The sequence below is a fragment of the Pseudomonas sp. LG1D9 genome (genome assembly GCF_002949995.1).
Lineage (GTDB): Bacteria > Pseudomonadota > Gammaproteobacteria > Pseudomonadales > Pseudomonadaceae > Aquipseudomonas > Aquipseudomonas proteolytica.
Genome location: NZ_CP026881.1, coordinates 2,452,801 through 2,478,410, shown reverse-complemented (window position 1 = coordinate 2,478,410; position 25,610 = coordinate 2,452,801). Strand labels below are relative to the sequence as shown.

23 protein-coding genes and 1 pseudogene are annotated in these 25,610 nt (G+C 61.3%); 13 read left to right on the top strand and 11 right to left on the bottom strand.

What is annotated here, in order from left to right; genetic code table 11:
• Window positions 1-2: 2 nt before the first annotated feature.
• From C5F71_RS11990 to coaBC, 3 genes and pseudogenes are all read right to left on the bottom strand, one after another.
• Window positions 3-1,409 (bottom strand): annotated as a pseudogene (locus C5F71_RS11990) (phosphomannomutase/phosphoglucomutase); the annotation flags it as partial.
• Window positions 1,410-1,557: 148 nt separating this feature from the next.
• Window positions 1,558-2,013, bottom strand: coding sequence for a dUTP diphosphatase (gene dut / locus C5F71_RS11985; protein ID WP_029289808.1), 456 nt, complete (start codon window positions 2,011-2,013; stop codon window positions 1,558-1,560).
• A 5-nt stretch (window positions 2,014-2,018) separates the two neighbouring features.
• Window positions 2,019-3,227 (bottom strand): bifunctional phosphopantothenoylcysteine decarboxylase/phosphopantothenate--cysteine ligase CoaBC, encoded by a 1,209-nt coding sequence (coaBC, locus tag C5F71_RS11980; RefSeq protein ID WP_029289805.1) that lies wholly within the window; start codon window positions 3,225-3,227, stop codon window positions 2,019-2,021.
• Window positions 3,228-3,358: 131 nt separating this feature from the next.
• Here coaBC and radC point away from each other — a divergent pair, with 131 nt between their 5' ends.
• Window positions 3,359-4,033 (top strand): DNA repair protein RadC, encoded by a 675-nt coding sequence (gene radC, locus C5F71_RS11975; protein WP_029289803.1) that lies wholly within the window; start codon window positions 3,359-3,361, stop codon window positions 4,031-4,033.
• A gap of 48 nt (window positions 4,034-4,081) precedes the next feature.
• Here the strand turns inward: radC and C5F71_RS11970 are convergent, their stop codons facing one another.
• Window positions 4,082-5,674 carry an ABC transporter substrate-binding protein gene (locus C5F71_RS11970; RefSeq protein ID WP_104911190.1) on the bottom strand — a complete coding sequence of 531 codons (1,593 nt, stop codon included), beginning with the start codon at window positions 5,672-5,674 and terminating at the stop codon, window positions 4,082-4,084.
• Window positions 5,675-6,132: 458 nt separating this feature from the next.
• Here C5F71_RS11970 and rpmB point away from each other — a divergent pair, with 458 nt between their 5' ends.
• Complete coding sequence (rpmB, locus tag C5F71_RS11965) at window positions 6,133-6,366, top strand: 50S ribosomal protein L28 (protein WP_007920377.1); 234 nt, start codon at window positions 6,133-6,135, stop codon at window positions 6,364-6,366.
• An 11-nt stretch (window positions 6,367-6,377) separates the two neighbouring features.
• The gene (gene rpmG, locus C5F71_RS11960; protein ID WP_003176906.1) at window positions 6,378-6,533 is read left to right on the top strand and encodes a 50S ribosomal protein L33; all 156 of its coding nucleotides are present in this window, start codon (window positions 6,378-6,380) and stop codon (window positions 6,531-6,533) included.
• 80 nt (window positions 6,534-6,613) lie between these two features.
• On the opposite strand, the gene C5F71_RS11955 is transcribed toward rpmG, so the two are convergent.
• A complete protein-coding gene (locus tag C5F71_RS11955; protein WP_029289794.1) occupies window positions 6,614-6,976 on the bottom strand; it encodes a cupin domain-containing protein in 363 nt (120 codons plus the stop codon).
• 228 nt (window positions 6,977-7,204) lie between these two features.
• On the opposite strand from C5F71_RS11955, the gene C5F71_RS11950 reads away from it, so the two are divergent.
• Window positions 7,205-8,698 carry an aldehyde dehydrogenase gene (locus tag C5F71_RS11950; RefSeq protein WP_029289792.1) on the top strand — a complete coding sequence of 498 codons (1,494 nt, stop codon included), beginning with the start codon at window positions 7,205-7,207 and terminating at the stop codon, window positions 8,696-8,698.
• Window positions 8,699-8,881: 183 nt separating this feature from the next.
• Window positions 8,882-10,024 carry an MFS transporter gene (locus C5F71_RS11945; RefSeq protein ID WP_104911189.1) on the top strand — a complete coding sequence of 381 codons (1,143 nt, stop codon included), beginning with the start codon at window positions 8,882-8,884 and terminating at the stop codon, window positions 10,022-10,024.
• 366 nt (window positions 10,025-10,390) lie between these two features.
• On the opposite strand, the gene C5F71_RS11935 is transcribed toward C5F71_RS11945, so the two are convergent.
• Window positions 10,391-11,956, bottom strand: coding sequence for a phospholipase D family protein (locus tag C5F71_RS11935; RefSeq protein WP_029289787.1), 1,566 nt, complete (start codon window positions 11,954-11,956; stop codon window positions 10,391-10,393).
• Between the two features lie 62 nt (window positions 11,957-12,018).
• Window positions 12,019-13,452: a PLP-dependent aminotransferase family protein gene (locus C5F71_RS11930; RefSeq protein WP_029289785.1), complete on the bottom strand. Its 1,434-nt coding sequence runs from the start codon at window positions 13,450-13,452 to the stop codon at window positions 12,019-12,021.
• 166 nt (window positions 13,453-13,618) lie between these two features.
• Here C5F71_RS11930 and C5F71_RS11925 point away from each other — a divergent pair, with 166 nt between their 5' ends.
• The gene (locus C5F71_RS11925; RefSeq protein ID WP_104911188.1) at window positions 13,619-13,852 is read left to right on the top strand and encodes a DUF1127 domain-containing protein; all 234 of its coding nucleotides are present in this window, start codon (window positions 13,619-13,621) and stop codon (window positions 13,850-13,852) included.
• 1 nt (window position 13,853) lies between these two features.
• Here C5F71_RS11925 and C5F71_RS11920 read toward each other — a convergent pair whose 3' ends face one another.
• A complete protein-coding gene (locus C5F71_RS11920) occupies window positions 13,854-15,146 on the bottom strand; it encodes an FAD-binding oxidoreductase (RefSeq protein ID WP_104911187.1) in 1,293 nt (430 codons plus the stop codon).
• Window positions 15,147-15,261: 115 nt separating this feature from the next.
• On the opposite strand from C5F71_RS11920, the gene C5F71_RS11915 reads away from it, so the two are divergent.
• Window positions 15,262-15,615, top strand: coding sequence for a YkgJ family cysteine cluster protein (locus C5F71_RS11915; protein WP_029289779.1), 354 nt, complete (start codon window positions 15,262-15,264; stop codon window positions 15,613-15,615).
• A 112-nt stretch (window positions 15,616-15,727) separates the two neighbouring features.
• On the opposite strand, the gene C5F71_RS11910 is transcribed toward C5F71_RS11915, so the two are convergent.
• Window positions 15,728-16,216: an Lrp/AsnC ligand binding domain-containing protein gene (locus tag C5F71_RS11910; RefSeq protein ID WP_003206849.1), complete on the bottom strand. Its 489-nt coding sequence runs from the start codon at window positions 16,214-16,216 to the stop codon at window positions 15,728-15,730.
• A gap of 156 nt (window positions 16,217-16,372) precedes the next feature.
• On the opposite strand from C5F71_RS11910, the gene dadA reads away from it, so the two are divergent.
• The 6 genes from dadA (at window position 16,373) to C5F71_RS11880 (ending at window position 22,465) form a co-directional block, all read left to right on the top strand.
• Window positions 16,373-17,674, top strand: coding sequence for a D-amino acid dehydrogenase (dadA, locus tag C5F71_RS11905; RefSeq protein ID WP_104911186.1), 1,302 nt, complete (start codon window positions 16,373-16,375; stop codon window positions 17,672-17,674).
• Window positions 17,646-17,999, top strand: coding sequence for a RidA family protein (locus C5F71_RS11900; RefSeq protein ID WP_032856829.1), 354 nt, complete (start codon window positions 17,646-17,648; stop codon window positions 17,997-17,999). Before dadA ends, C5F71_RS11900 begins: the two co-directional genes overlap by 29 nt.
• Window positions 18,000-18,076: 77 nt before the next feature.
• Window positions 18,077-19,150: an alanine racemase gene (gene alr, locus C5F71_RS11895; protein ID WP_070994048.1), complete on the top strand. Its 1,074-nt coding sequence runs from the start codon at window positions 18,077-18,079 to the stop codon at window positions 19,148-19,150.
• A 116-nt stretch (window positions 19,151-19,266) separates the two neighbouring features.
• Complete coding sequence (locus tag C5F71_RS11890; RefSeq protein ID WP_029289768.1) at window positions 19,267-19,815, top strand: cupin domain-containing protein; 549 nt, start codon at window positions 19,267-19,269, stop codon at window positions 19,813-19,815.
• A 181-nt stretch (window positions 19,816-19,996) separates the two neighbouring features.
• Window positions 19,997-20,410: a cytochrome c5 family protein gene (locus C5F71_RS11885; RefSeq protein WP_092232109.1), complete on the top strand. Its 414-nt coding sequence runs from the start codon at window positions 19,997-19,999 to the stop codon at window positions 20,408-20,410.
• A gap of 132 nt (window positions 20,411-20,542) precedes the next feature.
• Window positions 20,543-22,465, top strand: coding sequence for an acetyl-CoA hydrolase/transferase C-terminal domain-containing protein (locus C5F71_RS11880; RefSeq protein WP_104911185.1), 1,923 nt, complete (start codon window positions 20,543-20,545; stop codon window positions 22,463-22,465).
• Between the two features lie 371 nt (window positions 22,466-22,836).
• On the opposite strand, the gene C5F71_RS11870 is transcribed toward C5F71_RS11880, so the two are convergent.
• Both C5F71_RS11870 and rep read right to left on the bottom strand, forming a co-directional pair.
• Window positions 22,837-23,409 carry a xanthine phosphoribosyltransferase gene (locus C5F71_RS11870; protein ID WP_029289761.1) on the bottom strand — a complete coding sequence of 191 codons (573 nt, stop codon included), beginning with the start codon at window positions 23,407-23,409 and terminating at the stop codon, window positions 22,837-22,839.
• Between the two features lie 57 nt (window positions 23,410-23,466).
• Window positions 23,467-25,476: a DNA helicase Rep gene (gene rep, locus C5F71_RS11865; protein ID WP_029289758.1), complete on the bottom strand. Its 2,010-nt coding sequence runs from the start codon at window positions 25,474-25,476 to the stop codon at window positions 23,467-23,469.
• Between the last annotated feature and the right edge of the window lie 134 nt (window positions 25,477-25,610).

Here is a 25,610-nt window from a genome sequence, read left to right as displayed (position 1 = left end):
AATCAGAACGGTAGTTGGAGATCAGGGGCAACACGTTTCAACTGGGCGTGGAACACGTCCTTGATGCGCTGCAACTCGGCCTCGGTATCCGCCTCGAAACGCAGGACCAGCACCGGTGTGGTGTTGGACGCGCGAACCAGGCCCCAGCCTTCGGCATAATCGACTCGCACACCATCAATGGTGGTCAGGTTGGCGCCTTCACCCCATTGCGCATCGTGCAGTGCGTCAATGATGCTGAATTTGCTCTCTTCGGTCACATGGATATTGATTTCCGGCGTAGAAATATCGTTCGGGAAGGTCTCGAACAGATCCTCGGCGCTGGATTTCTCCTTGCTGAGGATCTCCAGCAGACGTGCGGCACTGTAGATGCCGTCGTCGAAACCGAACCAGCGCTCCTTGAAGAACACATGGCCGCTCATTTCGCCCGCCAGCAGGGCGCCGGTTTCCTTCATTTTCTTTTTGATCAGCGAGTGACCGGTCTTCCACATCAGTGGGCGGCCACCGTATTCCGTGATCAGCGGTGTGAGGCGACGGGTGCACTTCACGTCGAAAATAATCTCGGCGCCTGGGTTGCGCGCCACCACGTCGCGGGCGAACAGCATCAGCAGGCGATCGGGGAACACGATGCTGCCGGTGTTGGTCACCACGCCCACGCGGTCGCCATCGCCATCGAAGGCCAGGCCGACATCGGCGCCCACTTCTTCGACCTTGGCGATCAGGTCCACCAGGTTTTCAGGCTTACCCGGGTCCGGGTGATGGTTGGGGAAGTGGCCGTCGACGTCGCAGAACAGCGGGATCACTTCGCAGTTCAGGGCTTCGAGCAGTTGCGGGGCGATCACGCCGGCGGCGCCGTTACCGCAGTCCACCACGACCTTCAGGCGACGCTCAAGCTTGACGTCCCGGGTGATTTCGTCGGAATAGCGCTGGAGGATATCGACCTTGGTGATGCTGCCTTTGCCGCTGGTCAGGTCATTGGTTTTCAGGCGCGTGTGCAGGGCCTGGATCTGTTCGTTGGCCAGGGTGTCGCCCGCGATCACGATCTTGAAGCCGTTGTAGTCCGACGGGTTGTGGCTGCCGGTGAGCATGACGCCCGACTTGCCGGCCAGCACGTTGGCGGCGTAGTACAGCGCCGGTGTCGGCACCAGGCCGACGTCGCTGACATGGCAGCCGCTGTCGGCCAGGCCCTGGATCAGGCGTTCCACCAGCTCGGGGCCGGACAGGCGGCCATCACGGCCTACCGAGACGTTGGGTTCGCCCTGGGCCAGGCTTTGGGAGCCGATGGCGCGGCCGATCCAGTAGGCGGTTTCGGCGGTCAGGGTTTTCGGGACGACGCCACGGATGTCGTAGGCGCGGAAAATACTGTCGGGAAACGTCGGTGCGACTGGGGCTGCGTTGCTCATCACTGGGGAAACTCCATCGATACGGGGCGGACAGGCCTGAATATGGCGACCGGCAGGCTCAAACTGAAGGGTAAGACGGCGTTTTTGGCCTAGAGTTCGTGGTGCGAAAATGCCATCGGGGCATGCCGGGCGCGGAGCCCGGCATGCCTGAGCGTAGTCAGTGGCTGCCGGAATGCCCGAAACCGCCTGCGCCACGCTGGGTTTCGTCGAACTCGGTCACCAGTTCGAAATGCGCCTGCACCACCGGTACCAGCACCAGTTGGGCGATACGTTCGCCAACGGCGATATTGAAGGCGGTCTGGCCACGGTTCCAGCACGAGACCATCAGTTCGCCCTGGTAATCGGAGTCGATCAGGCCAACGAGATTGCCCAGGACGATCCCGTGTTTGTGGCCCAGGCCCGAGCGCGGCAGGATCAGCGCGGCCAGGCCGGGATCGCCGACGTAGATCGACAGGCCGGTGGGGATCAGCAGGGTCTGGCCCGGCTCAAGCACGGTGTCCTGCTTGAGCATGGCGCGCAGGTCCAGGCCGGCGGAGCCCGGTGTGGCGTAGGCCGGCAGTGGGAATTCGCTGCCGATGCGGGGGTCGAGGATCTTGGCTTGCAAAGCGTGCATGGAAATTAAACCTGGTTCAGCCGTTGGGCGATAAAAGAGATCAGTTGGCGGGCAATCTTGCCCTTGCTGGTCTGGGCGAAAAGGGTCGCGTGCAGTTCGCGGTCGATCACGCTGCAGGCGTTTTCCTCGCTGTTGAAACCGATGCTCGGGTTGGCGACATCATTGGCAACGATCAGGTCGAGGTTTTTGTCTTTCAGTTTGCGTGCGGCGTAGTCCAGCAGGTTTTCGGTTTCGGCGGCGAAACCGACGCTGAACGGACGATCCGCGCGGGTGGCGATGGTGGCCAAAATATCCGGGTTGCGGACCATTTGCAGGAGCAGGCCGTCGCCGCTTGTAGGGTCTTTCTTGAGTTTTTGCGGCGCAACTACTTCCGGACGGTAGTCTGCGACCGCTGCCGAGGCGATAAACACATCGCAGGGAATCGCCGCCTCACAGGCCGCAAGCATGTCACGGGCGCTGACTACGTCGATGCGGGTGACCCGATCCGGGGTCGGCAGGTGCACCGGGCCGGTGATCAGGGTCACGCGTGCGCCTGCCTCAACCGCCGCTTCAGCCAGGGCAAAGCCCATTTTCCCTGAGCTATGGTTGGTGATGTAGCGCACCGGGTCGATGTTTTCCTGGGTCGGGCCGGCGGTGATCAGCACGTGCTTGCCGGTCAGGGCCAGGTGCTGGAAACACTCGGCGGCGCACAGCGCCAGGTCGGTGGCTTCGAGCATGCGGCCCAGACCTACGTCGCCACAGGCCTGGCTGCCGGAGGCCGGGCCGAAGACCTTGAGGCCACGGCTTTGCAGCAATTGGGTGTTGGCCTGGGTGGCGGGGTCGCGCCACATGGCCTGGTTCATCGCCGGGGCGATGGCGACAGTGGCGTCGGTGGCCAGTACCAGCGTGGTCAGCAAGTCGTCGGCAATGCCTTGGGCGAGGCGCGCAATCAGGTCGGCGGTGGCGGGTGCGATCAGCACCAGGTCGGCCCATTTGGCCAGCTCGATATGGCCCATGGCAGCTTCGGCCGCCGGGTCCAGCAGGTCCAGGTGAACCGGGTGGCCGGACAGCGCCTGCATGGTCAGCGGGGTAATGAACTCACTGCCGCCACGGGTCATGACCACGCGCACTTCGGCGCCTTGGTCCAGGAGCCTGCGAACCAGCTCTGCGCTCTTGTAGGCGGCAATGCCGCCGCCGACGCCGAGAACGATGCGTTTCCGATACAGACGCTGCATTGGTTTGCCTTTCCAGTTCAGTGATGGCGTTGCGATCCCCCCTCCCCAGGAGAAATCGCGCGCAAAAAAGAGGGGCTAAGATAACACAGCGTCCGCCATGCAACAGCGGCGCACATGCACAGGGAGGTGGCATGAGTATTCGCAATTGGCCTGCGGCGGAGCGTCCGCGGGAGAGGCTTTTGGAGTTGGGCGCGGCGAGTCTTTCGGATGCCGAGTTGCTGGCGATATTCCTGCGCACCGGCGTCTCGGGTAAAAGTGCAGTGGATCTGGCGCGTCATCTGCTGGAGCAATTTGGCAGCCTGCGCGCATTGCTGGAGGCCCGGCAGGCCTTATTCATCCAGCATCTGGGGCTGGGGCCGGCTAAATTCGCCCAACTGCAGGCGGTGCTGGAAATGGGCCGGCGCCATCTGGCCGAGCATGTGCGTAATGAGTCGGTGCTGGAAAGCCCGGTGGCGGTGCGTGATTACCTCAAGGCACTGCTGCGCCATCAACCCCATGAGATCTTTGGTTGCCTGTTTCTCGATTCAAGGCATCGGGTGCTGGGCTTCGAAGCGTTGTTCCAGGGCTCCATCGACAACGCCACGGTTTACCCACGACAAGTGGTCAAGCGCGCCCTGGACTACAACGCGGCGGCGTTGATCCTGTGCCACAACCACCCCTCCGGGAATGCCGAGCCGAGCATCGCTGATCGAAAATTGACCAAAGTGCTGCAAAAAGCCCTGGATCTGGTGGATGTGCGGGTACTCGACCACATTATCGTCGGCGACGGCGATCCGCTGTCGATGGCCGAATATGGCTGGATATAACGCAACCCCGTGTAGGAAGCCGGCAAGCCGGCTCCTACACGGGAAGGGTCAGGGGGCGACGCTGACTTTGGAGAAGTCCTGGCGCCCAAACGGGCTGACCTGATACCCCTCGACATTCTTGCGTGTCAGGGCAAAGGCCGTCGGATGGGCCAGTGGCAACCACAGCGCCTGCTGCTGGATCTGCGCCTGCGCCTGTTGGTAGAGCTTGCTGCGCACGCCTTGCTCGTTGGTGGTCTTGCCGGCACTGATCAGCTTGTCCAGCGCCGGGTCGCAGTAACGGGCGAAGTTGGTGCCGGATTTGACCGCCGCGCAGGAAAACTGCGGGGTCAGGAAGTTATCCGGGTCGCCGTTGTCGCCGGCCCAGCCCATGAACAACAGATCGTGCTCGCCGGCCTTGGCGCGGCGGATCAGCTCGCCCCATTCGATCACGCGGATCTCTGCCTGGATGCCGATCTTGGCCAGATCTGCCTGCAACAGCTGGGCGCCCAGGCTTGGGTTGGGATTGAGCAGGCTGCCGGATGGCCGGGTCCAGATAGTGGTCTTGAAACCGTCCTTGAGCCCGGCGCGATCCAGCAGCCCCTTGGCCTTGGCAATGTCCTGTGGATAACCCGGCAACTCCTTGACAAAGCTCCAGGTATTGGGCGGGTAAGGCCCATTGGCAGCTTCGGCGGTGCCTTCAAACACGGCCTTGAGGTAGCTGGCCTTGTCGAAGGCCAGGTTGATTGCCTGGCGCACTTCGGGTTTGTCCAGTGGCGGGTGCTGGCTATTGATGGCGACGAAAGCCGTCATGAAGGCAGCAGTTTTTTCCACCTTGAGTGCAGGATCCTTTTGCGCTTCACCGATATCCAGGGGCTTGGGTGACAAGGCGATCTGACATTCGTCCCGGCGCAGTTTCTGCAGGCGCACATTGGCGTCCGTGGTGATAGCAAAGATCAAGTTATCCACAGCCGGCTTGCCGGCAAAATAATCCGGGTTGGCCTTGTAGCGGATGGCCGCATCTTTCTGGAAGCGCCCGAACACGAACGGCCCGGTGCCGATGGGTTGGCTATTGAGCTTTTCCGGGGTACCGGCCTTGAGCAGCTTGTCGGCGTATTCGGCGGGGTAGATCGAGGCAAAGCCCATGCTCAGCGCGGCGAGGAAGGTGGAATCGGCGTGATCCAGGGTAAAACGCACGGTCAGCGGGTCAAGGGCGTCGATCTTCTTGATCAGCGCTGGCAGTTGCAGCGACTGGGCGTGGGGGAAGCCGCTCTGGGCGATCTTGTGCCAGGGGTTGGCCGGGTCGAGCATGCGCTCGAAGCTGAAACGCACGTCTTCAGCCGTGAGGCTGCGGCTTGGGTTGAAATACGCAGTGCGGTGGAATTTGACGTCCGGGTGCAATTTAAAGGTATAGGTCAGGCCGTCCGGGGAGACTTCCCAGCTGTCGGCCAGGCTCGGTACCAGCTTGCCGCTCGCGGCATCGAAGTCCACCAGGCGGTTCATCAGCACATCCGCCGAGGCGTTGGTGGTGGTCAGCGAGTTGTATTGCACCACGTCAAACCCTTCGGGGCTGGCCTCGGTGCAGACGCTCAGCGTAGAGGCTGCCTGGGCCAGTGGGGCGAGGAAGAGCGGGGCGAGCAATAAGGGTAGGGCAGCGAGACGCATGGTCGGTTTCCTTTGCAGATCGGAGGCCCATCTGCGAGTGCAGTCTGGAAAAGTCCTACCGTAGTGGGCTCATTCATAAATGACTAGCCCATTTTTGCCTGTGCATTTACGGCAAATACTGTTTTGATGGCGCTTCAGGTCATTTTGCCCAGGGCCTTGGCCTGCAAGCAGCGGCGACAAATCATTCGGTGCGACGAGCGGTTCTGCAGCACGGCGCCCCACCCTGGCAGCGCTTGAGGCCTGTTCGGGCGAGATTTACAGCGGGAAAAACACACCGGCTGTTGTTGCACTGGGGTCTTTCTGGTATAAAGCAGCGCTCTTTTCTAGGGGCCCGGTTCCTTCACTGTAGGTGTAGCCGGTAAGACCCTTAAAGAAACGCGGCGCCTGGCGCCAAATGACTGAGAGATTAAGCGGCCAACCCATGCCGGGTTGGGCATGTGGTTTTAGAGGGCTGAGGCATGTCGAGAGTCTGTCAAGTTACCGGTAAGGGTCCGGTGACTGGGAATAACATTTCCCACGCAAACAACAAAACCCGTCGTCGTTTCCTGCCAAACCTGCAGCATCACCGCTTCTGGGTTGAAGAAGAGAAACGTTTTGTCCGTCTGCGCGTATCTGCCAAAGGCATGCGCATCATCGACAAGCGTGGCATCACTGTCGTGCTCGCTGAACTGCGCCGCGACGGCAAAATCTAAGGAGCTATATCATGCGTGAATTGATTCGAATGATCTCTAGCGCCGGTACTGGTCACTTCTACACTACCGACAAGAACAAGCGTACTACCCCGGACAAGCTCGAAAAGAAAATGTTCGACCCGCGCGTTCGCAAGCACGTGATCTACAAAGAAGGCAAAATCAAGTAATTGGTTTTCTTTCTTGTGAAAAAAACCCGCATCTCACGATGCGGGTTTTTTTTCGTCTTTGAAAAGTCGCGATCGACCGATCAGGCCTTTTCTTCGAACACCACGTAGATCTTGCGGCACGGCTCCAGCACTTCCCAGGTGCCCCTGAAGCCGGCCGGGATGACGAAGCGATCACCGGCGCGCAAGGTCTTGGCGTTGCCGTCGCCATCGCGAAGTACCGAAACCCCCTGCACGATCTCGCAATATTCGTGTTCGGTGTAGTTCACCGTCCATTGCCCGACTTCACCCTCCCACACCCCGGCGTTCATCTGGCCGCACGGGCTGTTGTAGTGGTTGAAGAGCGTCTGCTCGGGATCGCCCTTGAGGATTTTTTCGGTGGCGGGGCGGTAGCGTTCGGCGGCGGTGTTCGCCTGGCTGAAATCGACGACATCCTGAATGTTCATGCACGTATCCCGTCTAGGCCTGGGGTTGGAGAGCCAAAGTCTATGTTTATTAAAATGAACATCGCAAGGGCGTTTGCGGCCGTTATGTCAAATATATTGAAACATCCCCGGCGGCTGGTTTAGGGTGGCGGGTGCCTCGGACCGAATAGCTGGCTGGCCGGGCAAGCATTTGGAAGGGAACTGGTGATAACGCCGGGCCCTTATATTTAATAAGAGGAGGACACTCGCATGACCACCCTGACCCGTGCCGACTGGGAACAACGCGCCAAGGACCTGAAGATCGAAGGCCGCGCGTATATCAATGGCGAATACACCGCCGCCGTTTCCGGCGACACGTTCGAATGTCTCAGCCCGGTCGATGGCCGCCTGCTGACCACGGTTGCCAGCTGTGACGTCGCCGACGCCCAGCGCGCCGTGGAAAATGCCCGCGCCACCTTCAACTCGGGTGCCTGGTCACGCCTGGCCCCGGCCAAGCGTAAAGCCACCATGATCCGTTTCGCCGCGCTGCTCAAGGCCAATGCCGAAGAGCTGGCCCTGCTCGAAACCTTGGACATGGGCAAGCCAATCGGTGATTCCCTGGGCATCGACATTCCAGGCGCGGCGCAAGCCCTGAGCTGGAGCGGCGAGGCTATCGACAAGATTTACGACGAAGTCGCCGCCACCCCCCATGACCAACTGGGCCTGGTGACCCGCGAGCCCGTCGGCGTAGTGGCGGCCATCGTGCCGTGGAACTTCCCGCTGATGATGGCCTGCTGGAAACTGGGGCCAGCGCTGTCCACCGGTAACTCGGTCGTCCTCAAGCCGTCGGAAAAGTCGCCGCTGACCGCCATCCGCATCGCCGCCCTGGCCGTTGAAGCCGGTATCCCCAAAGGCGTGCTCAACGTGCTGCCGGGCTACGGCCACACCGTGGGCAAGGCGTTGGCGCTGCATATGGACGTCGACACCCTGGTGTTCACCGGTTCTACCAAGATCGCCAAGCAACTGATGATCTACTCCGGCGAGTCGAACATGAAGCGCGTCTGGCTGGAAGCCGGCGGCAAGAGCCCGAACATCGTGTTTGCCGATGCCCCGGACCTGCAAGCCGCTGCCGAATCCGCCGCTGGCGCCATCGCCTTCAACCAGGGCGAAGTCTGCACCGCCGGCTCGCGCCTGCTGGTGGAGCGTTCGATCAAGGACAAATTCCTGCCGATGGTGATCGAGGCCCTCAAGGGCTGGAAGCCGGGCAACCCGCTGGACCCGGCCACCAACGTCGGTGCGCTGGTGGATACCCAGCAGATGAACACCGTGCTGTCGTACATCGAAGCCGGGCACGCCGATGGCGCCAAACTGGTGGCCGGTGGCAAGCGCACCCTGCAGGAAACCGGCGGCACTTACGTCGAGCCGACGATTTTCGACGGTGTGACCAACGCCATGAAGATTGCCCAGGAAGAGATCTTTGGCCCGGTCCTGTCGGTTATCACCTTCGACAGCGCTGAAGAAGCCGTAGCCATCGCCAACGACACGCCTTATGGCCTGGCCGCTGCGGTCTGGACCTCGGATATCTCCAAGGCGCACCTGACCGCCAAGGCGCTGCGCGCCGGTAGCGTGTGGGTCAACCAGTACGATGGCGGCGACATGACCGCGCCGTTCGGCGGGTTCAAGCAGTCGGGCAACGGTCGCGACAAGTCGCTGCACGCGTTCGACAAGTACACCGAACTGAAGGCAACCTGGATCAAGCTGTAAGCAACCCCGCTGATCCCCTGTAGGAGCGAGCTTGTGTGGGAGCTGGCTTGCCTGCGATAGCATCACCTCGGTGCAACTGATGTACCGAGGTGCCAGCATCGCGGGCAAGCCCGGCTCCCACACAAGCTCGCTCCTACAGTTCGTTTTACCGTCCATAAATGAGTTATCCACAGGAGCGTGGCAATGCGTTGGGCGACTTACTTTGCCGTCCTGGCTTCAGTGCTCAGCGTCGGCCTTGCCCTGGGCGTCAGCATGCCGCTGGTGTCCCTGCGCCTGGAAAGCTGGGGCTATGGCAACTTTGCCATCGGCATCATGGCGGCGATGCCAGCGTTCGGTGTGTTGTTGGGCGCCAAGGTGTCGAGCCGCCTGGCTTCCTGGCTGGGCACGGCAACTCTGATGCGCCTGTGCCTGTGGGCCGGGGCGGTTTCCATCGGGTTGCTGGCGGTATTGCCCAGCTATCCGGTGTGGCTGGTGCTGCGGTTGATGATCGGGGTGATCCTGACCATTGTGTTTATCCTCGGCGAAAGCTGGATCAACCAACTGGTGGTGGAGCAGTGGCGTGGCCGGCTGGTGGCGCTGTATGGCTGTACCTACGCCTTGAGCCAGCTGTCGGGGCCGTTGTTGCTCGGCGTGCTGGGCACCGAGCACGACTATGGCTTCTGGGTTGGCGTCGGCCTGTTGATCGTTGCGCCCTTCCTGCTGCTGGGGCGTAGCGGGGCGCCGACGGCAGAGGCCTTCAGCGTGACCTTTGGCGACTTATGGGGATTTTGCCGGGGCTTGCCGGCGATCGCCTGGGCGGTGGCATTGTTTGCCGCGTTCGAGGCGATGATTCTGACGCTGTTGCCGGTGTATTGCCTGCAACAGGGCTTCACTGCCGAAGTGGCGTTGGCGATGGTCAGCACCGTGGTGGTAGGCGATGCCCTGCTGCAATTGCCGATTGGTGCGCTGGCCGACTATCTGCCCAGGCGCACCCTGTTTCTCGGCTGCGCGGTGCTGTTGCTGCTGTCGAGCCTGGCCATTGCGCCGTTGTTGGATACCTGGCTGATCTGGCCGATCTGGGTCCTGTTCGGTGCCAGTGCGGGGGGCTTGTTCACCTTGTCGTTGATTCTGATCGGCGAGCGCTACCGTGACGATGCGCTGGTGCGAGCCAATGCCCATATTGCTCAGTTATGGGGGATTGGTTGCCTGATCGGGCCGCTGGTGGCGGGGGCTGGCAGCCAGTGGGTCAGCGGGCATGCGTTGCCGTTGTTGATGGCCGCGGGTGCCTTGGGATTGGTGATTCTGTTGTTGCGCCAAGGCGCGTTTGGCGTCGAGCAACCAGCCTGACCTGGAAATGCGATCAAAACTGTGGGAGCTGGCTTGCCTGCGATAGCGGTGTATCAGTAGCAAATGGGCCAACTGACCCACCGCTATCGCAGCGTAGGTATCTACACAACTTTGCCGCAACGCCTAAATCCAGGCAGATAGCGCAGTTGTGGCGAGCGGGCTTGCCCCGCGCTGGGCTGCGAAGCAGCCCTAAAACCAGCCGCTACGGAGTATCTGATACACCGCGTACGGCTTACTGGGGCTGCTTCGCAGCCCAGCGCGGGGCAAGCCCGCTCGCCACAGGAGAGTTCGTCGGTTTCTGAAAGTTATGTAGATACCTATGGCTATCGCAGGCAAGCCAGCTCCCACAATGGATATTCGTGGTTCTTAGAGCATGCGTTCCAGACCCACGGTGGTGGCAAACCAGGCATTGAACCGGCGCCACCAGCTCCCCGGCTCGCGGCTCAGGGTGTGCATCTGGCCGTTGTCTTCCGTGACCCATACCACCTGGCCATCTTGCAGTTTTGCCTCATAACTCAACGCTGGCGCCATCCCTTGCAGGGCCAGGTTACGAACATGCTCGGCCAGTTCGGGGCTGTCCACCAGCACGCCGACCTCGGTGTTCCACAGCACCGAACGCGGGTCGAAATTGAACGAGCCGATAAACGACTTCTGCCGATCAAAAATCATCGCCTTGCTGTGCAGGCTCGAGTCCGAACCGTGCAGCGAGCGGCTGCCCAGCAGGTGCGGGCCACTGCCGCCACCGTCGCCCGGTTGGCGGCGCAGTTCGTACAACTTCACCCCGTGTTCCAGCAGCGCTTTGCGATAGGGCGCATAGCCGCCATGCACCGCCGGCACGTCGGTGGCTTCCAGGGCGTTGGTCAGCAGGCGCACGTCGACGCCTGCGTCCGCGCGGCCGGTGAGGTACACCAGGCCCGGCTGGCCGGGCACGAAGTAGGCCGAAATCATCATCAGCTCACTGTGCACGCCTTCCAGCTCTGGCCCCAGTTGGGTCGTGAGCAGCAGTTGTGGGTCGGGATCGGCCTTGGCCAGGACTTTGCTCGGCGCGTCCCACAGTGCCTGGTTCCAGGCCCAGATCAGTTCCCGGCGCCAGATATCCATGCGTGGCTGGGTCTGGTAGGTCCGCAGGCGGTTATACAGGGCATGGTTTTGCTGGCGCGATTCGGCCAGGGACTTCTCCAGAAGCCCGCGCGCCGTGGCCAGGTCGCGGGAGGACGGGGCGCTGGAGATAAAGTCGGCGATAGGTTTGCTCAGCGCACTGTTCCAGTACTGATCAAAACTGTGGCCCAGTTGCTCGGCCACGGGCCCCACACTGAGCATGTCGATATCGGTGAAGTTCAGGTTGGGCTCGGCATCGAAATACTCATCCCCCAGGTTGCGCCCGCCGACAATCGCCACGCTGTTGTCGGCCAGCCATAGCTTGTTGTGCATGCGCCGGTGTTGCAGCGACAGGTTGAACAGCCGGCCCATGGCCCGTGTCACGCCGGTGCTGCGCCCCAGGTGCAAGGGGTTGAACAGGCGGATCTGGATCTGCGGATGTGCAGCCAGTGTGGCGATGATCTGGTCCAGGCCGTCGCTGGTGGTGTCATCCAGGAGGATGCGCACCCGCACGCCACGGTCGGCCGCCGTCAGCAGCTCGTCCACCAGCATGCGCGTGCTGATGCCGTCATGGACGATGTAGTACTGCAAGTCGAGGCTGGTCTGGGCATTGCGGATCAATTCGGCGCGGGCCATGAACGCTTCGCTGCTGTTGGGCAGCAGGCGAAACCCGGAGCGGCCCTGATAGGGCGCGGCCTGGGCCTGGATCGAGCGCCCAAAGGCGGACTGCGTCGCCGGCAGTGCCTCGCTGGGCACCCGGGGCACGTCCAGGGTGGCGCAACCGCCCAGGCCCAGGAACCCCAGCAAAAAGAACGCTAATAGCCGTTGGCTCATCAAGGAGACAGGTTCCGAATCAGGACGGTGGTGGGCATATGACGGTGATTGCTGGCAAAAGGTCAGTCCATCCGCTGTTCGGCTTCGGCGAGCATCTTGCTCGCCGTTGCCCCGACCTTGCGCACCGCCTCTTCAATCTGCGGGGTTGGCTTGGCAGCGTAGTTCATCCGCAGGCAGTTACGGTATTTGCCCGAAGCGGAAAAGATACTGCCTACGGCAATCTGCACTCCCTGCTCGACCAGGGCCCGGTTGAGCCTGAGGGTGTCGAAGCCTTCGGGCAGTTCCACCCACAGCATAAAGCTGCCCTGGGGCCGGCTGGCGCGGGTGCCGGCGGGGAAATAGCGACTGACCCAATCGAGCATCAGGTCGCGATTGCGCTGGTATTGGGTACGCATGCGCCGCAAATGCGGTTCGAAGTGCCCGTTCTTGAGGAATTCGGCAATGGCGATCTGTGGTTGGGTGGCAGTGGAGCCGGTGCTGATGTACTTCATGTGCAGCACCCGCTCCAGATAGCGTCCGGGCGCTACCCAGCCGATCCGCAGGCCGGGGGCCAGGGTCTTGGAGAACGAGCTGCAGAGTAGGACGCGGCCATCTTCGTCGAAGGACTTGATGGTGCGCGGTCGCGGGTAGCTGTAGGCCAGTTCGCCATACACATCGTCCTCGATGATCGCCACGTCAAAGCGCTGGGCCAGGGTCAGCAGCGCCCGCTTGCGCGCCTCGGGCATGATGTAGCCCAGGGGGTTGTTGCAGTTGGGCGTCAGCTGGATGACCTTGATCGGCCATTGCTCCAGGGCCAGTTCCAGGGCTTCGAGGCTGATGCCGGTGAGCGGGTCGGTGGGGATTTCCAGGGCTTTCATGCCCAGGCCCTTGAGGGTCTGCATGGCGCCATGGAAGCTTGGCGAGTCCACGGCGACGATATCGCCGGGTTCGCAAATCGCGCGGATGCTGGAGGATAAGGCTTCGTGGCAGCCAGTGGTGATCACGATGTCCTGGGCGTCGAGCTGGCAGCCGGAATCCAATGACAGACGGGCTATTTGCTCGCGCAATTCCATACAGCCGTAGATGTTGTCGTAGTACAGGCCCGGCAGGTCCTGGCGGCGGCTGACCCGGGCCAGGCTGCGCAGCAAGGGCTTGATGGTCGGTGACATTACATCTGGCATACCGCGGCCCATCTGTATGACGTCTTTGCGCGGCACCGCGCGCACCAGTTCCAGTACCTGGTCCCACTGGGAGATCTCCACCGGGCGCTGGGCCGGCCGACCCACGGCGGGCAGCGCCGGCAGCTCGCGCCCGACGGGCACGAAGTAGCCGGATTTTGGCTTGGGCGTCGCCAGGCCGTTGTCTTCCAGTAATCGGTAAGCCTGCTGCACGGTGCTCAGGCTGACCCCATGTTCCACGCTCAGGGCGCGCACCGAGGGCAGGCGATCGCCGGGGCGATAGAAGCCTTGCTCGATGCGGGTACCCAGCAATTCGGCGAGGTTGACGTAGAGGGTCATGGCGGTCGCTCCCGGTGGACCAGTACAGATGAAGGGAAAATACAGGATTCAGCCCCTGCATGGCAGTATCTGTATGGATTTAATAAAGGTTGGTTGAATCTGTAATGGTTTTGCCGCGCCATCCATTCTAGTCACTCATGGCAACAGGCAAATGAGGGGCAGGACAATGAGTGGCTTGAGCGATGTGCGGCTGGCGCTACACAGTCAGGAGCTGGAAGCAGGGCAGGAGCGTGGGCTGACTGGGCTGGCGCCTGGTCAGCCGAGCCGTTGGGAACTGTTCTGGCGCCGTCGCCACACGCGCCTGGCCCTGCTGGACCTGACCCCGGAGCAACTGCGCGATATCGGCTTAAGCGCTGAGCAAGCGCGCCAGGAAGGCTTGAAGCCGTTCTGGCGCGGGTGAGTCAGAGCAGTTCTTTCAAGCGGTGCCAGAGCATGCCCAGGGCCAGCAACGGCGAGCGCAAGTGCTTGCCGCCAGGGAAGGTGACGTGGGGCACCTGGGCAAACAGATCGAAGCGCCCACGGTGCTGGCCGCTAATGGCTTCGGCCAGCAGCTTGCCCGCCAGGTGGGTGGCGTTCAGGCCATGGCCGGCATACGCCTGGGCAAAGTACACGTTGGGTTGGTCGGCCAAGCGGCCAATCTGCGGCAGGCGGTTGGCACCGATGCCGATCATGCCGCCCCATTGGTAGTCGATTTTCACCTCGGCCAGTTGCGGGAAGACCTTGAGCATCTTGGGCCGCATATAAGCCGCGATGTCTTGAGGGTCGCGCCCGGAATAATGGCAGGCGCCGCCAAACAGCAGGCGGCGGTCGGCTGACAGCCGGAAGTAATCCACCGTGACCCGCTGATCACACACGGCCATGTTTTGCGGCAGCAGCTCGGCGGCCTGGGTCGGGCTCAAGGGTTCGGTGGCGATGATGTAGCTGCCGGCGGGCAGTACCTTGCCGCTCAGGTGGGGGTTGAGGCCGTTGAGGTAGGCATTGCAGCCCAGCACCAGAGTCTTGGCGCGCACACTGCCGTGGGCGGTGTGGACTTTGACTTCAGGGCCGTAGTCGATGCGCACCGCTGCGGAGTGCTCGAACAGCCTGACTCCCAGTTGCTGCGCGGCGGCGGCTTCGCCGAGGGCCAGGTTCAGCGGGTGCAGGTGGCCGGAGCCCATGTCGATCATGCCGCCTACGTAACGGTCGGAACCGATCACGCTGCCCATCTCCCCGGCTTGCAGCAGGCGCAGTTCGTGGCGATAACCCAGGTCGTGCAACTCCTCGGCATCGGCGGCCAGGCCCTGCAGGTCGCGGGGCTTGTTGGCCAGGTCGCAGTAACCCCAGGTCAGGTCGCATTCAATCTGGAAGCGCTCGACCCGCTGGCGCACGATTTCCACGGCTTCCAGGCCCATCAATTTCATCTGCCGCACGCCTTCGGTGCCGACCACATTGGCAAACTGATCCAGGCCGTGGCCGACGCCACGAATCAACTGCCCGCCATTGCGCCCGCTGGCGCCCCAGGCAATCTTGCGGGCCTCCAGCAGCACCACGCTGAAGCCCCGTTCAGCCAGCTCCAGCGCGGTGTTCAGCCCGGAAAACCCACCGCCTACCACGCACACATCGGCGACGACTTCACCCGCCAGCACCGGGTAATCGGGTTGCGGCAGGCTGCTGGCGGCGTAGTAGGAAGCGGTGTGCCGGGCGCTGGCGGTCATGGGGAGCATCCGTGTTTGGAAAATTTGACGCAGGATACAGCGGTCGGGTGAAGCTGTCTCACTCGGGGCTTTTAGGGCAAAATCCACGCCTATTCGCCGTTCGGTATGGGTTTCGATGAGTTGCAACAGCCAGAAAGTCAACGCGCTGCGCCGGCAGATTCCCTCGTTCGAGTGTGTGCCGGGTTGCCATGATTGCTGTGGGCCGGTGACTACATCCACCGAGGAAATGTCGCGCCTGCCGCGCAAGACCGCGGCCGAGCAGGAAGCGGCCATGGATGAGCTGAACTGTGTACACCTGGGGCCCAACGGCTGCACGGTGTACGACGAGCGCCCATTGATCTGTAGGTTGTTTGGTACTACGCCCAGCCTGCCATGCCCCAATAACCGTGGGCCGGTGGAACTGATTCACCCTCGGGTCGAGAAGCAGATCCACGAGTACATGGCGACGACGCGGCAGGTGCTGGTCTGACAGATGTACTCGGTCAAAAGGTGGGAGCTGGCTTGCCTGCGATGACGGTGTACCAGGCAATGAAAATGGCGGCCGGTTGATCGCTATCGCAGGCAAGCCAGCTCCCACAGGATCAATCCGGGATCGGCAGGTTCAGGCTCTCCTTCACCTCTTCCATCACGATATAGCTCTTGGACTCGCGCACATGGGGCAGCTTGAGCAGGATGTCGCCCAGCAGTTTGCGGTACGACGCCATTTCGGAAATCCGCGCCTTCACTAGATAGTCGAAATCCCCCGAGACCAGGTGGCACTCCAGCACATGGGGCAGTTTCAGCACGGCACGTCGGAATTCTTCGAAGGTATCGCCGGATTTGTAGTCGAGGCTGATCTCGACAAACACCAGCAGGCTACCCTTCAAGTGCTGCGGATTGAGGCGGGCGTTGTAGCCCATGATGATCCCCTCGCGCTCCAGGCGCCGGACCCGTTCGGTGCAGGGCGTGGTCGACAGTCCTACCTTCTCCCCCAGCTCGGTAAACGATATCCGCCCGTCCGCCTGCAGGATGCGCAGGATGTTGCGGTCGATCTTGTCCAGCTCCCGCTTGGTCTGGGTATTGGTCCGCATAGGGGATGCTCCTCCGTGAAAAGGGTTTTTGCCGAGAATTGTCGCCAAATATAGGCACTTATATAGTGAAATGCACTGGTCATTGCTTTTTATACTGCCCACATCTTTGTGCTGAACAACAAACGTCAGCGGTCAAGCCGTGATGAGGATATAAAAATGCGCGTTTTGGTCTTGGGTAGCGGTGTCATTGGTGTGGCCAGTGCCTACTATTTGGCGCGTGCCGGTTTTGAGGTGGTCGTGGTCGACCGTCAGCCGGCCGTTGCAATGGAGACCAGCTTCGCCAACGCCGGCCAGGTTTCGCCCGGCTATGCGTCGCCATGGGCTGCGCCGGGTGTGCCGCTCAAGGCCATCAAGTGGCTGCTGCAGCGCCATGCGCCGCTGGCGATCAAGGCCACGGCCGATATCGACCAATACCTGTGGATGGCGCAGATGCTGCGCAACTGCACGGCCAACCGCTATGCGGTGAACAAGGAGCGCATGGTGCGTCTGTCCGAGTACAGCCGCGACTGCCTCGACGAACTGCGCGCCGAAACCGGCATTGCCTACGAAGGCCGTAGCCTGGGTACCACGCAATTGTTCCGTACCCAGGCGCAACTCGATGGTGCGGCCAAAGATATTGCCGTGTTGAAAGAGTCCGGCGTACCGTTCGAGCTGCTCGACCGCGCCGGCATCGCCCGCGTCGAGCCGGCCCTGGCCAGCGTCACGGATATCCTGGCCGGTGCCTTGCGCCTGCCCAATGACCAGACCGGCGACTGCCAGATGTTCACCACCCGCCTGGCCGATATGTGCAAGCAGTTGGGCGTGGAGTTCCGTTTCGAGCAGGACATTCAGCGCCTGGACCACGCCGGTGATCGTATCAACGGTGTGTGGATCGACGGCAAGCTGGAAACCGCCGATCGCTACGTGCTGGCCCTGGGCAGCTACTCGCCGCAGTTGCTCAAGCCGCTGGGGATCAAGGCGCCGGTGTATCCGCTCAAGGGTTACTCCCTGACCGTGCCCATCACCAACCCGGCGATGGCCCCGACTTCGACCATTCTCGACGAAACCTACAAGGTTGCGATCACCCGTTTCGACAACCGCATCCGGGTTGGCGGCATGGCTGAAATAGCCGGTTTTGACCTGTCGCTGAACCCGCGCCGGCGCGAAACCCTGGAGATGATCGTCAACGACCTTTATCCTCAGGGCGGTGATCTGAGCGAAGCCACGTTCTGGACCGGGCTGCGCCCGACCACCCCGGACGGTACGCCAATTGTCGGCGCCACCCCGTTCAAGAATCTGTTCTTGAACACCGGCCACGGCACCCTCGGCTGGACCATGGCCTGTGGCTCTGGCCGCTTGCTGGCGGACCTGATGGCCAAGAAAACCGCGCAGATCAGCGCCGCAGGCCTCGATATTTCCCGTTACGGCAACCCTCAGGAGTCCACAAAACATGTCAATCCAGCGCCAGCTCACCAATGAGCGCATGAGCCAGATCGTTGTCCACAGCGGTACCGTGTATCTGGCAGGGCAAGTCGGCGACGACATGAGTGCCGGGATTGAACAGCAGACCCGCGAGACTTTGGCCAACATCGAGCGCTTGCTGGATCTGGCCGGTACCGACAAAACCAAGTTGCTGTCGGTGACGATCTACCTCAAAGACATCGACGCCGACTTTGCCGGCATGAACGCGGTATGGGACAAGTGGCTGCCAAAAGGTGTCGCACCCGCCCGTGCCACGGTCGAATCGAAACTGTGTGAACCCGAAATCCTGGTCGAGCTGTCTGTTGTGGCCGCTCTGCCTTAAACGATCCCTCTTCCGGTGCCGGCGCTGTCGGTCGGTACCGGTTTTTTCTTCCTACCGCCGCCTAGAAGCCTGCCGCCATGCGTCCTGCCCGTGCCCTGATCGACCTACAAGCCCTGCGCCACAACTACCAATTGGCCCGCGAACTGACCGGGGCCAAGGCCCTTGCCGTGATCAAGGCCGATGCCTACGGCCATGGAGCCGTGCGCGTGGCCCAGGCCCTGGAAGACCAGGCCGACGGTTTTGCCGTGGCCTGTATCGAGGAAGCGCTGGAACTGCGCGCTGCCGGGATTGGTGGGCCGGTATTGTTGCTCGAAGGGTTCTTCGAGGCCGACGAACTGCCGCTGATCATCGAGCATGACTTCTGGTGCGTGGTGCATTCGCTGTGGCAGCTGGAAGCGATTGAACAGGCGCGCCTGAGCAAGCCGCTGACGGTATGGTTGAAGCTGGATTCGGGCATGCACCGGGTCGGCTTGCATCCCAAGGATTATCACGACGCCTATCAGCGCCTGCTGGCCAGCGGCAAAGTGGCCAAGATCGTGCTGATGAGCCACTTCGCCCGTGCCGATGAACTGGACTGCGCGAGCAGCGATGAACAGGTCACGGTCTTCGAGGCCGCGCGCCAGGGCTTGGCGGCCCAGGTCAGCCTGCGCAACTCGCCGTCGGTGATGGGCTGGCCGAGCGTTTCCAGCGACTGGGTACGGCCCGGCATCATGCTTTACGGTGCGACGCCGTTTGGCGAAGACCAGGCGGTTGCCGCGCGTTTGCAGCCGGTGATGACCCTGGAATCGAAAGTCATCTGCGTACGCGAGCTGCCTGCGGGCGAGCCCGTGGGTTATGGCGCGCGCTTCGTGACGCCCAAGCCGATGCGTATCGGTGTGGTTGCCATGGGGTATGCCGACGGTTATCCACGGCATGCGCCGACCGGTACGCCGGTACTGGTCGCCGGCCAGCGCAGCCAGTTGCTGGGGCGGGTGTCGATGGACATGCTGTGCATCGACCTGACCGATGTACCCCAGGCGGGTCTGGGTTCGACCGTCGAGTTGTGGGGCAAAAACATCCTCGCCAGCGATGTGGCGACCGCCGCCGAGACCATCCCTTATCAGATTTTCTGCAACCTGCGCCGTGTGCCACGGCTCTATTCCGGCGCTTAGCCGCCAGCTGCAGATGAAGCCCTGCGGGATTCAGACCAAAGTGTTGTAAATACTGAACGCTGTCGCCATGATAACGCTCAATTACAACAAAGCCTGAATCCTAGGAGGCTCCTGCATTGGACGTCGGCGAACGACTGCAATCCATCCGTAAACTGAAAGGTCTTTCCCAGCGTGAACTCGCCAAGCGTGCGGGCGTCACCAACAGCACCATTTCGATGATCGAGAAAAACAGTGTCAGCCCCTCCATCAGCTCCTTGCGCAAGGTGCTGGGCGGCATCCCCATGTCCATGGTCGAGTTCTTTTCCGAGGAGATCCTCCAGGAAAAACCGACGCAGATCGTCTATAAAGCCAATGAGCTGATCGACATCTCCGATGGCGCGGTCACCATGAAGCTGGTGGGCCGGGCACATCCGAGCCGGGCGATTGCGTTTCTCAACGAAATCTACCCACCGGGCGCCGATACGGGCGAGGAAATGCTGACCCATGACGGCGAGGAAACCGGGATCCTGCTGGAAGGTCGTCTGGAATTGGTCGTGGGCGTCGAAACTTTTGTGCTCGAAGCCGGCGATAGCTACTACTTTGAAAGCACCAAGCCGCACCGTTTTCGCAATCCGTTCGATGTGCCGGCGCGACTAATCAGCGCAGCCACACCCGCGAACTTTTAACAGAAGAGGCGCCCTGCCTACCTTGCAGAGGTGCCCGTAGTTGTATTTCGCCATGCTCAATCTCCCCTTGGATAATAGGGTTGTTTCAGTGAGGCGGCCTAACCGTTATACTTTCGCCGCCTGCGAAACCGTGGCCGCAGGCGTGAATAGCCACCATGAGGGTGAACGCGTGAACCTAATTATGAAAATGCTGGCTGTACCAGCAACCGTACTGGCCCTTTGGGCTGCCAGCGCTCAAGCTGCGACCAATGATGATATTGCCAAGCGCCTTGAACCCGTGGGGAAGGTCTGTATTCAAGGTGAGGAATGCAAGGGCATGGAAGTCGCTGTGACAGCGGGCGGCGGCGGCGCAAAAACGCCGGACGAGATCATCGCCAAACACTGTAATGCTTGCCACGGCACTGGCCTTTTGGGCGCACCGAAAATCGGTGACACCGCAGCCTGGAAAGAGCGCGCCGACCACCAGGGCGGCCTCGACGGCATCCTGGCCAAGGCCATCACCGGCATCAACGCCATGCCGCCTAAAGGCACCTGCTCCGATTGCTCGGATGACGACCTCAAGGCTGCCATCGAGAAGATGTCTGGTTTGAAATAAACCGATCTTCGCCAAAAAGCCGCTGACCAGCGGCTTTTTTGTGCCCGCAATTTGCCGGCCAAGGCTGTTCATTGCAGCAAAGACCCGGCAAGCTCGGTCCAACCCCTAATCACGGAACGTCAGGAGGGTCGGATGGTGCAGTTGTGTTCAATCGAGCAAGCGGTCGACGACGTACTGGAGCGCCTACCGGCGCATATCCACATGGGTATGCCGCTGGGTCTGGGTAAGCCGAATCTGTTTGCCAATGCCTTGTACCGGCGTATCGCCAAGCTGCCCGAGCGGTCGCTGACGATCTACACCGCGTTGAGCCTGGGTCGCCCGCCGCTGGGTGATGGTTTGCAGAAGCGCTTTCTGGAGCCGTTTGTCGAGCGGGTGTTCGGTGATTACCCCGAGCTGGATTACCTTGCCGCCCTGCGCAAGGACAGCCTGCCGGCCAATATCCACGTGCAGCAGTTCTTCATGCAGCCCGGCAGCCTGTTGCACAGCACCCAGGCCCAGCAGGACTACGTCAGCAGCAACTACAGCCATGCCGCCCGCGATATCAACGCCGCCGGCCTGAACCTGGTTGCGCAATTGGTGGCCAGCAGCAGTGAGCACCCGGATCGCCTGAGCCTGAGTTGCAACCCGGATATCACCCTCGACCTGTTGCCCATGATCGCCAAGCGCCGCGCGGCAGGCGAGACCATCCTGGTGGTCGGCCAGGTGCATGAAGATTTGCCCTACATGCCCGGTGATGCCGAACTGGGCATGGATCAGTTCGACTTCCTGATCGACGAAAAAGACCGCACCACGCTGTTCTCTACGCCCAACATGCCAGTGGGTTTGCAGGACCACTTCATCGGTTTGCACGCCAGCACCCTGGTGCGCGATGGCGGCACCTTGCAGATTGGTATCGGTTCGATGGGCGACGCCTTGACCGCCGCGTTGCTGGCGCGTCAGGCCGATAACGAGAGCTATCGGCAGTTGCTCACCGACCTGGATGTGTACCAATGGGCGCCGCTGATCAGCCGTGAGGGTGGGGTCGAACCGTTTGCCCGGGGTCTTTATGGTTGCAGCGAAATGTTCGTCAACGGCCTGCTGGTGCTGGCCGATGCCGGGATTGTGCGGCGCAAGGTGTACCCGGATGTGGCGACGCAGGAGCAGGCCAACGCTGGCCTGCTGGACGATGCGGCGCAGCCCGATGGCATATCGATCCACGGTGGGTTTTTCCTCGGCCCCCGCAGTTTTTACCAGCGCTTGCAGGAAATGACCCACGCCAAGCGTCTGGAATTCAACATGACCCGCATCAGCTATATCAACGAGCTGTACGGGCAGGAAGAACTCAAGCGTTTACAGCGCGTGGATGCGCGGTTTATCAACAGCGCAATCATGGTGACGCTACTGGGTGCAGGCGTTGCCGACCAACTGGAAGATGGCCGCGTGCTCAGCGGTGTGGGTGGGCAATACAACTTTGTCGCCCAAGGCCATGCACTGGAGGGGGCGCGCTCGATCCTGATCCTGCGCAGTTGGCGTGAATCGGCTGGCGAGGTCAGCTCCAATATTGTCTGGGAGTACGGCCATTGCACGATTCCACGGCACCTGCGCGATATCGTGATCACCGAATACGGCATCGCTGACCTGCGCGGCCAGACCGACGCCAAGGTGATCGAGGCGTTGCTCAATATCACCGACTCACGGTTCCAGGCCGACTTGATCGAACAGGCGCAAAAAGCCGGCAAGTTGCCCAAGGACTTCCAGCTCGACCCACGCTTTGCCGACAACACCCCCGAGCGTTTGCAGGCGGTGCAGGCGCGGCATTCAAGGCTGTTTCCGGAGTATCCGCTGGGCAGTGACTTCACTGATCAAGAGCGGGATTTGTTGCGCGCGCTGAACTGGCTCAAGAGCAAATTCAAGCTGACGGAGATTCTGGAGTTGGGCAAGGCGGCGCTGGATGCACCGGAACCTGCGGCGTTTCCCGAGCATCTGGTGCGCATGCGCCTGGATAAGCCTGAGGGGTTTAAAGAGGATCTGTATCAGCGCCTATTGCTTGCTGGCCTACAGGCCACCGCACACTGATAGGTAACACAAGGCAAATGTGGGAGGTGGCTTGCCTGCGATGAGCATAGGTATCTACACAACTTTGCAGCAACGCCTAAATCCAGGCAGATAGCGCAGTTGTGGCGAGCGGGCTTGCCCCGCGCTGGGGTGCGAAGCAGCCCCAAAACCAGCCGCTGCGGTGTATCTGGTACAACGCATTCGGCTTATTGGGGCTGCTTCGCACCCCAGCGCGGGGCAAGCCCGCTCGCCACAGGGAAAATCGTCAGTTTCTGAAAGTTGTGTAGATACCTATGCTGCGATGAGGGCCTGACAGTCGACATCTCTGTCGCCTGACACTGCGCTATCGCAGGCAAGCCAGCTCCCACATTTTTAACTGTGCTCGCTCACCTTCAGTCGATGAAGGTCACAACCCCACCGGCCAGGGACTTCACCCGCGCCAGCGACTCAACACGGTAGCCCTGGGCATCCAGTTCTGCACGGCCGCCCTGGAACGACTTCTCGATCACAATCCCCAGGCCTGCCACGGTGGCGCCGGCCTGTTTGATGATCGAAATCAGCGCCTGGGAAGCCTTGCCGTTGGCCAGGAAGTCATCGATCACCAGCACGCGGTCGCTGCTGGTCAGGTGGCGCGGGGAAATCGCCACGGTGCTTTCGACTTTCTTGGTGAAGGAATACACCGTCGCCGACAGCAGGTTTTCCGTCAGGGTCAGGGACTGTTGCTTGCGGGCGAAAATCACCGGCACGCCCAGGTTCAGGCCGGTCATGATCGCTGGCGCGATACCCGAGGCTTCGATGGTGACGATCTTGGTGATCCCCGAATCCTTGAACAGCGCGGCGAATTCGTCGCCGATCAGCTTCATCAGCGCCGGGTCGATCTGATGGTTCAGAAAGGCGTCGACCTTGAGTACCTGGTCGGAAAGCACGATGCCTTCTTCGCGAATTTTCTTGTGCAGTGCTTCCACAAAAGCTTCCTCTGGTGGCGCAAGGGGCGCCGAAAGTAGATTAAAAAGTAGTCGATTCTAGCGCTTTAGCATCGCGCGTATATCCGCCAGGGCAGTGTTGCCGCGTACCGCCTTGACTTCAGTCGGGGTGTCGTCGTTGCCTTCCCAGGCCAAATCGTCCGGTGGCAGCTCATCGAGGAAGCGGCTCGGGGCGCAGTCGATGATCTCGCCGTATTGCTTGCGCTTGGCCGCAAAGGTGAAGGCCAGGGTCTGACGCGCGCGGGTAATGCCCACGTAGGCCAGGCGCCGTTCTTCTTCAATGGTGTCGGCTTCGATACTGGAGCGGTGTGGGAGGATTTCCTCTTCCATGCCCATGATGAACACATAGGGGAATTCCAGGCCCTTGGATGCATGCAAGGTCATCATTTGCACCCCTTCGGCGCCATCTTCTTCTTCCTGCTGGCGCTCGAGCATGTCGCGCAGGACCAGCTTGCCGATGGCGTCCTCGACGGTCATTTCACCGTCTTCGTCTTTTTCCAGGGTGTTCTTCAGCGCTTCGATCAGGAACCAGACGTTGCCCATGCGGTAATCCGCGGCCTTGTCGCTGGAGCTGTTGGTGCGCAGCCAGTTTTCATAGTCGATATCCATGACCATGCTGCGCAGTGCGCTGATCGGGTCTTCGCCGGCGCACTGCTCGCGCACCTTGTCCATAAAGCGCTTGAAGCGCGACAGGCGATCGGTGAAGCGCGTATCCAGGTGTTCGCCCAGGCCGATTTCGTCGGTGGCGGCGTACATCGAGATCTTGCGTTCGGTGGCGTAGTTGCCGAGTTTTTCCAGGGTGGTGGAGCCGATCTCCCGACGCGGTACGTTGATCACGCGCAGGAAGGCGTTGTCGTCATCCGGGTTCACGATCAACCGGAAGTAGGCCATCAGATCCTTTACTTCCTGGCGTCCGAAAAAGCTGTTGCCGCCTGACAGGCGATACGGCACCTGGTGGTGCTGCAGCTTCAGCTCGATCAGCTTGGCCTGGTAGTTACCGCGATACAGGATCGCAAAATCGCTGTAGGGCCGGTCGGTGCGCAGGTGCAGGCTGAGGATCTCGACGGCCACGCGCTCGGCTTCGGCATCTTCGTTGCGGCAGCGGATCACGCGGATTTCGTCGCCGTGGCCCATCTCGCTCCACAGCTGCTTTTCAAACTCGTGGGGGTTGTTGGAGATCAGCACGTTGGCGCAACGCAGGATGCGGCTGGTGGAGCGATAGTTCTGCTCCAGCATCACCACTTTCAGCGACGGGTAGTCGACCTTGAGCAGCATCAGGTTTTCCGGGCGCGCGCCGCGCCAGGCGTAGATCGACTGGTCATCGTCGCCGACCACGGTGAACTGGTTGCGCGTACCGATCAGCAACTTCACCAGCAAATACTGGCTGGCGTTGGTGTCCTGGTATTCATCCACCAGCAGGTAGCGCACCTTGTTCTGCCACTTTTCGAGGATGTCGGCGTGTTCCTGGAACAGCTTGACCGGCTGCAGGATCAGGTCGTCGAAGTCCACCGCATTGAACGCCTTGAGCGTGCGCTGGTAGTGGGTGTAGACGATGGCGGCGGTCTGTTCCTTGGGGTTGCGTGCGTTTTCCAGGGCTTCGGGGGGCAGGATCAGGTCGTTTTTCCAGGCGCCGATCATGTTCTTGATCTCATCGACGCCGTCGTCGCCCGCGTATTCCTTCTGCATGATGTCGGTCATCAGGGCCTTGACGTCGGTCTCGTCAAAGATCGAGAAGCCCGGCTTGTAGCCCAGCCGCGCATGCTCCTTGCGGATGATGTTCAGCCCCAGGTTGTGGAAGGTACACACGGTGAGGCCACGGCCTTCGCCACCCTTGAGCAGGGTGCCGACGCGCTCTTTCATCTCGCGCGCGGCCTTGTTGGTAAAGGTCATGGCGACGATGTACTGGGCACGGATGCCGCAGTTCTGGATCAAGTGCGCGATCTTGCGGGTGATCACGCTGGTCTTGCCGGAGCCAGCACCGGCGAGCACCAATAGAGGGCCGCCGACGTAGTTCACGGCTTCTTGCTGCCGGGGATTGAGTCGGGACATACGGAATTTTGGGAGTCATTGTTCAAAAGGGCGGGCATTTTAACAGGCTGGCAAGATTCTGCTGCCTCTGAACGACAGTGTGACGTACCACTCGATCTAAATTTGCCGCTTTTGTTACTTTGCCGCAGGATGTG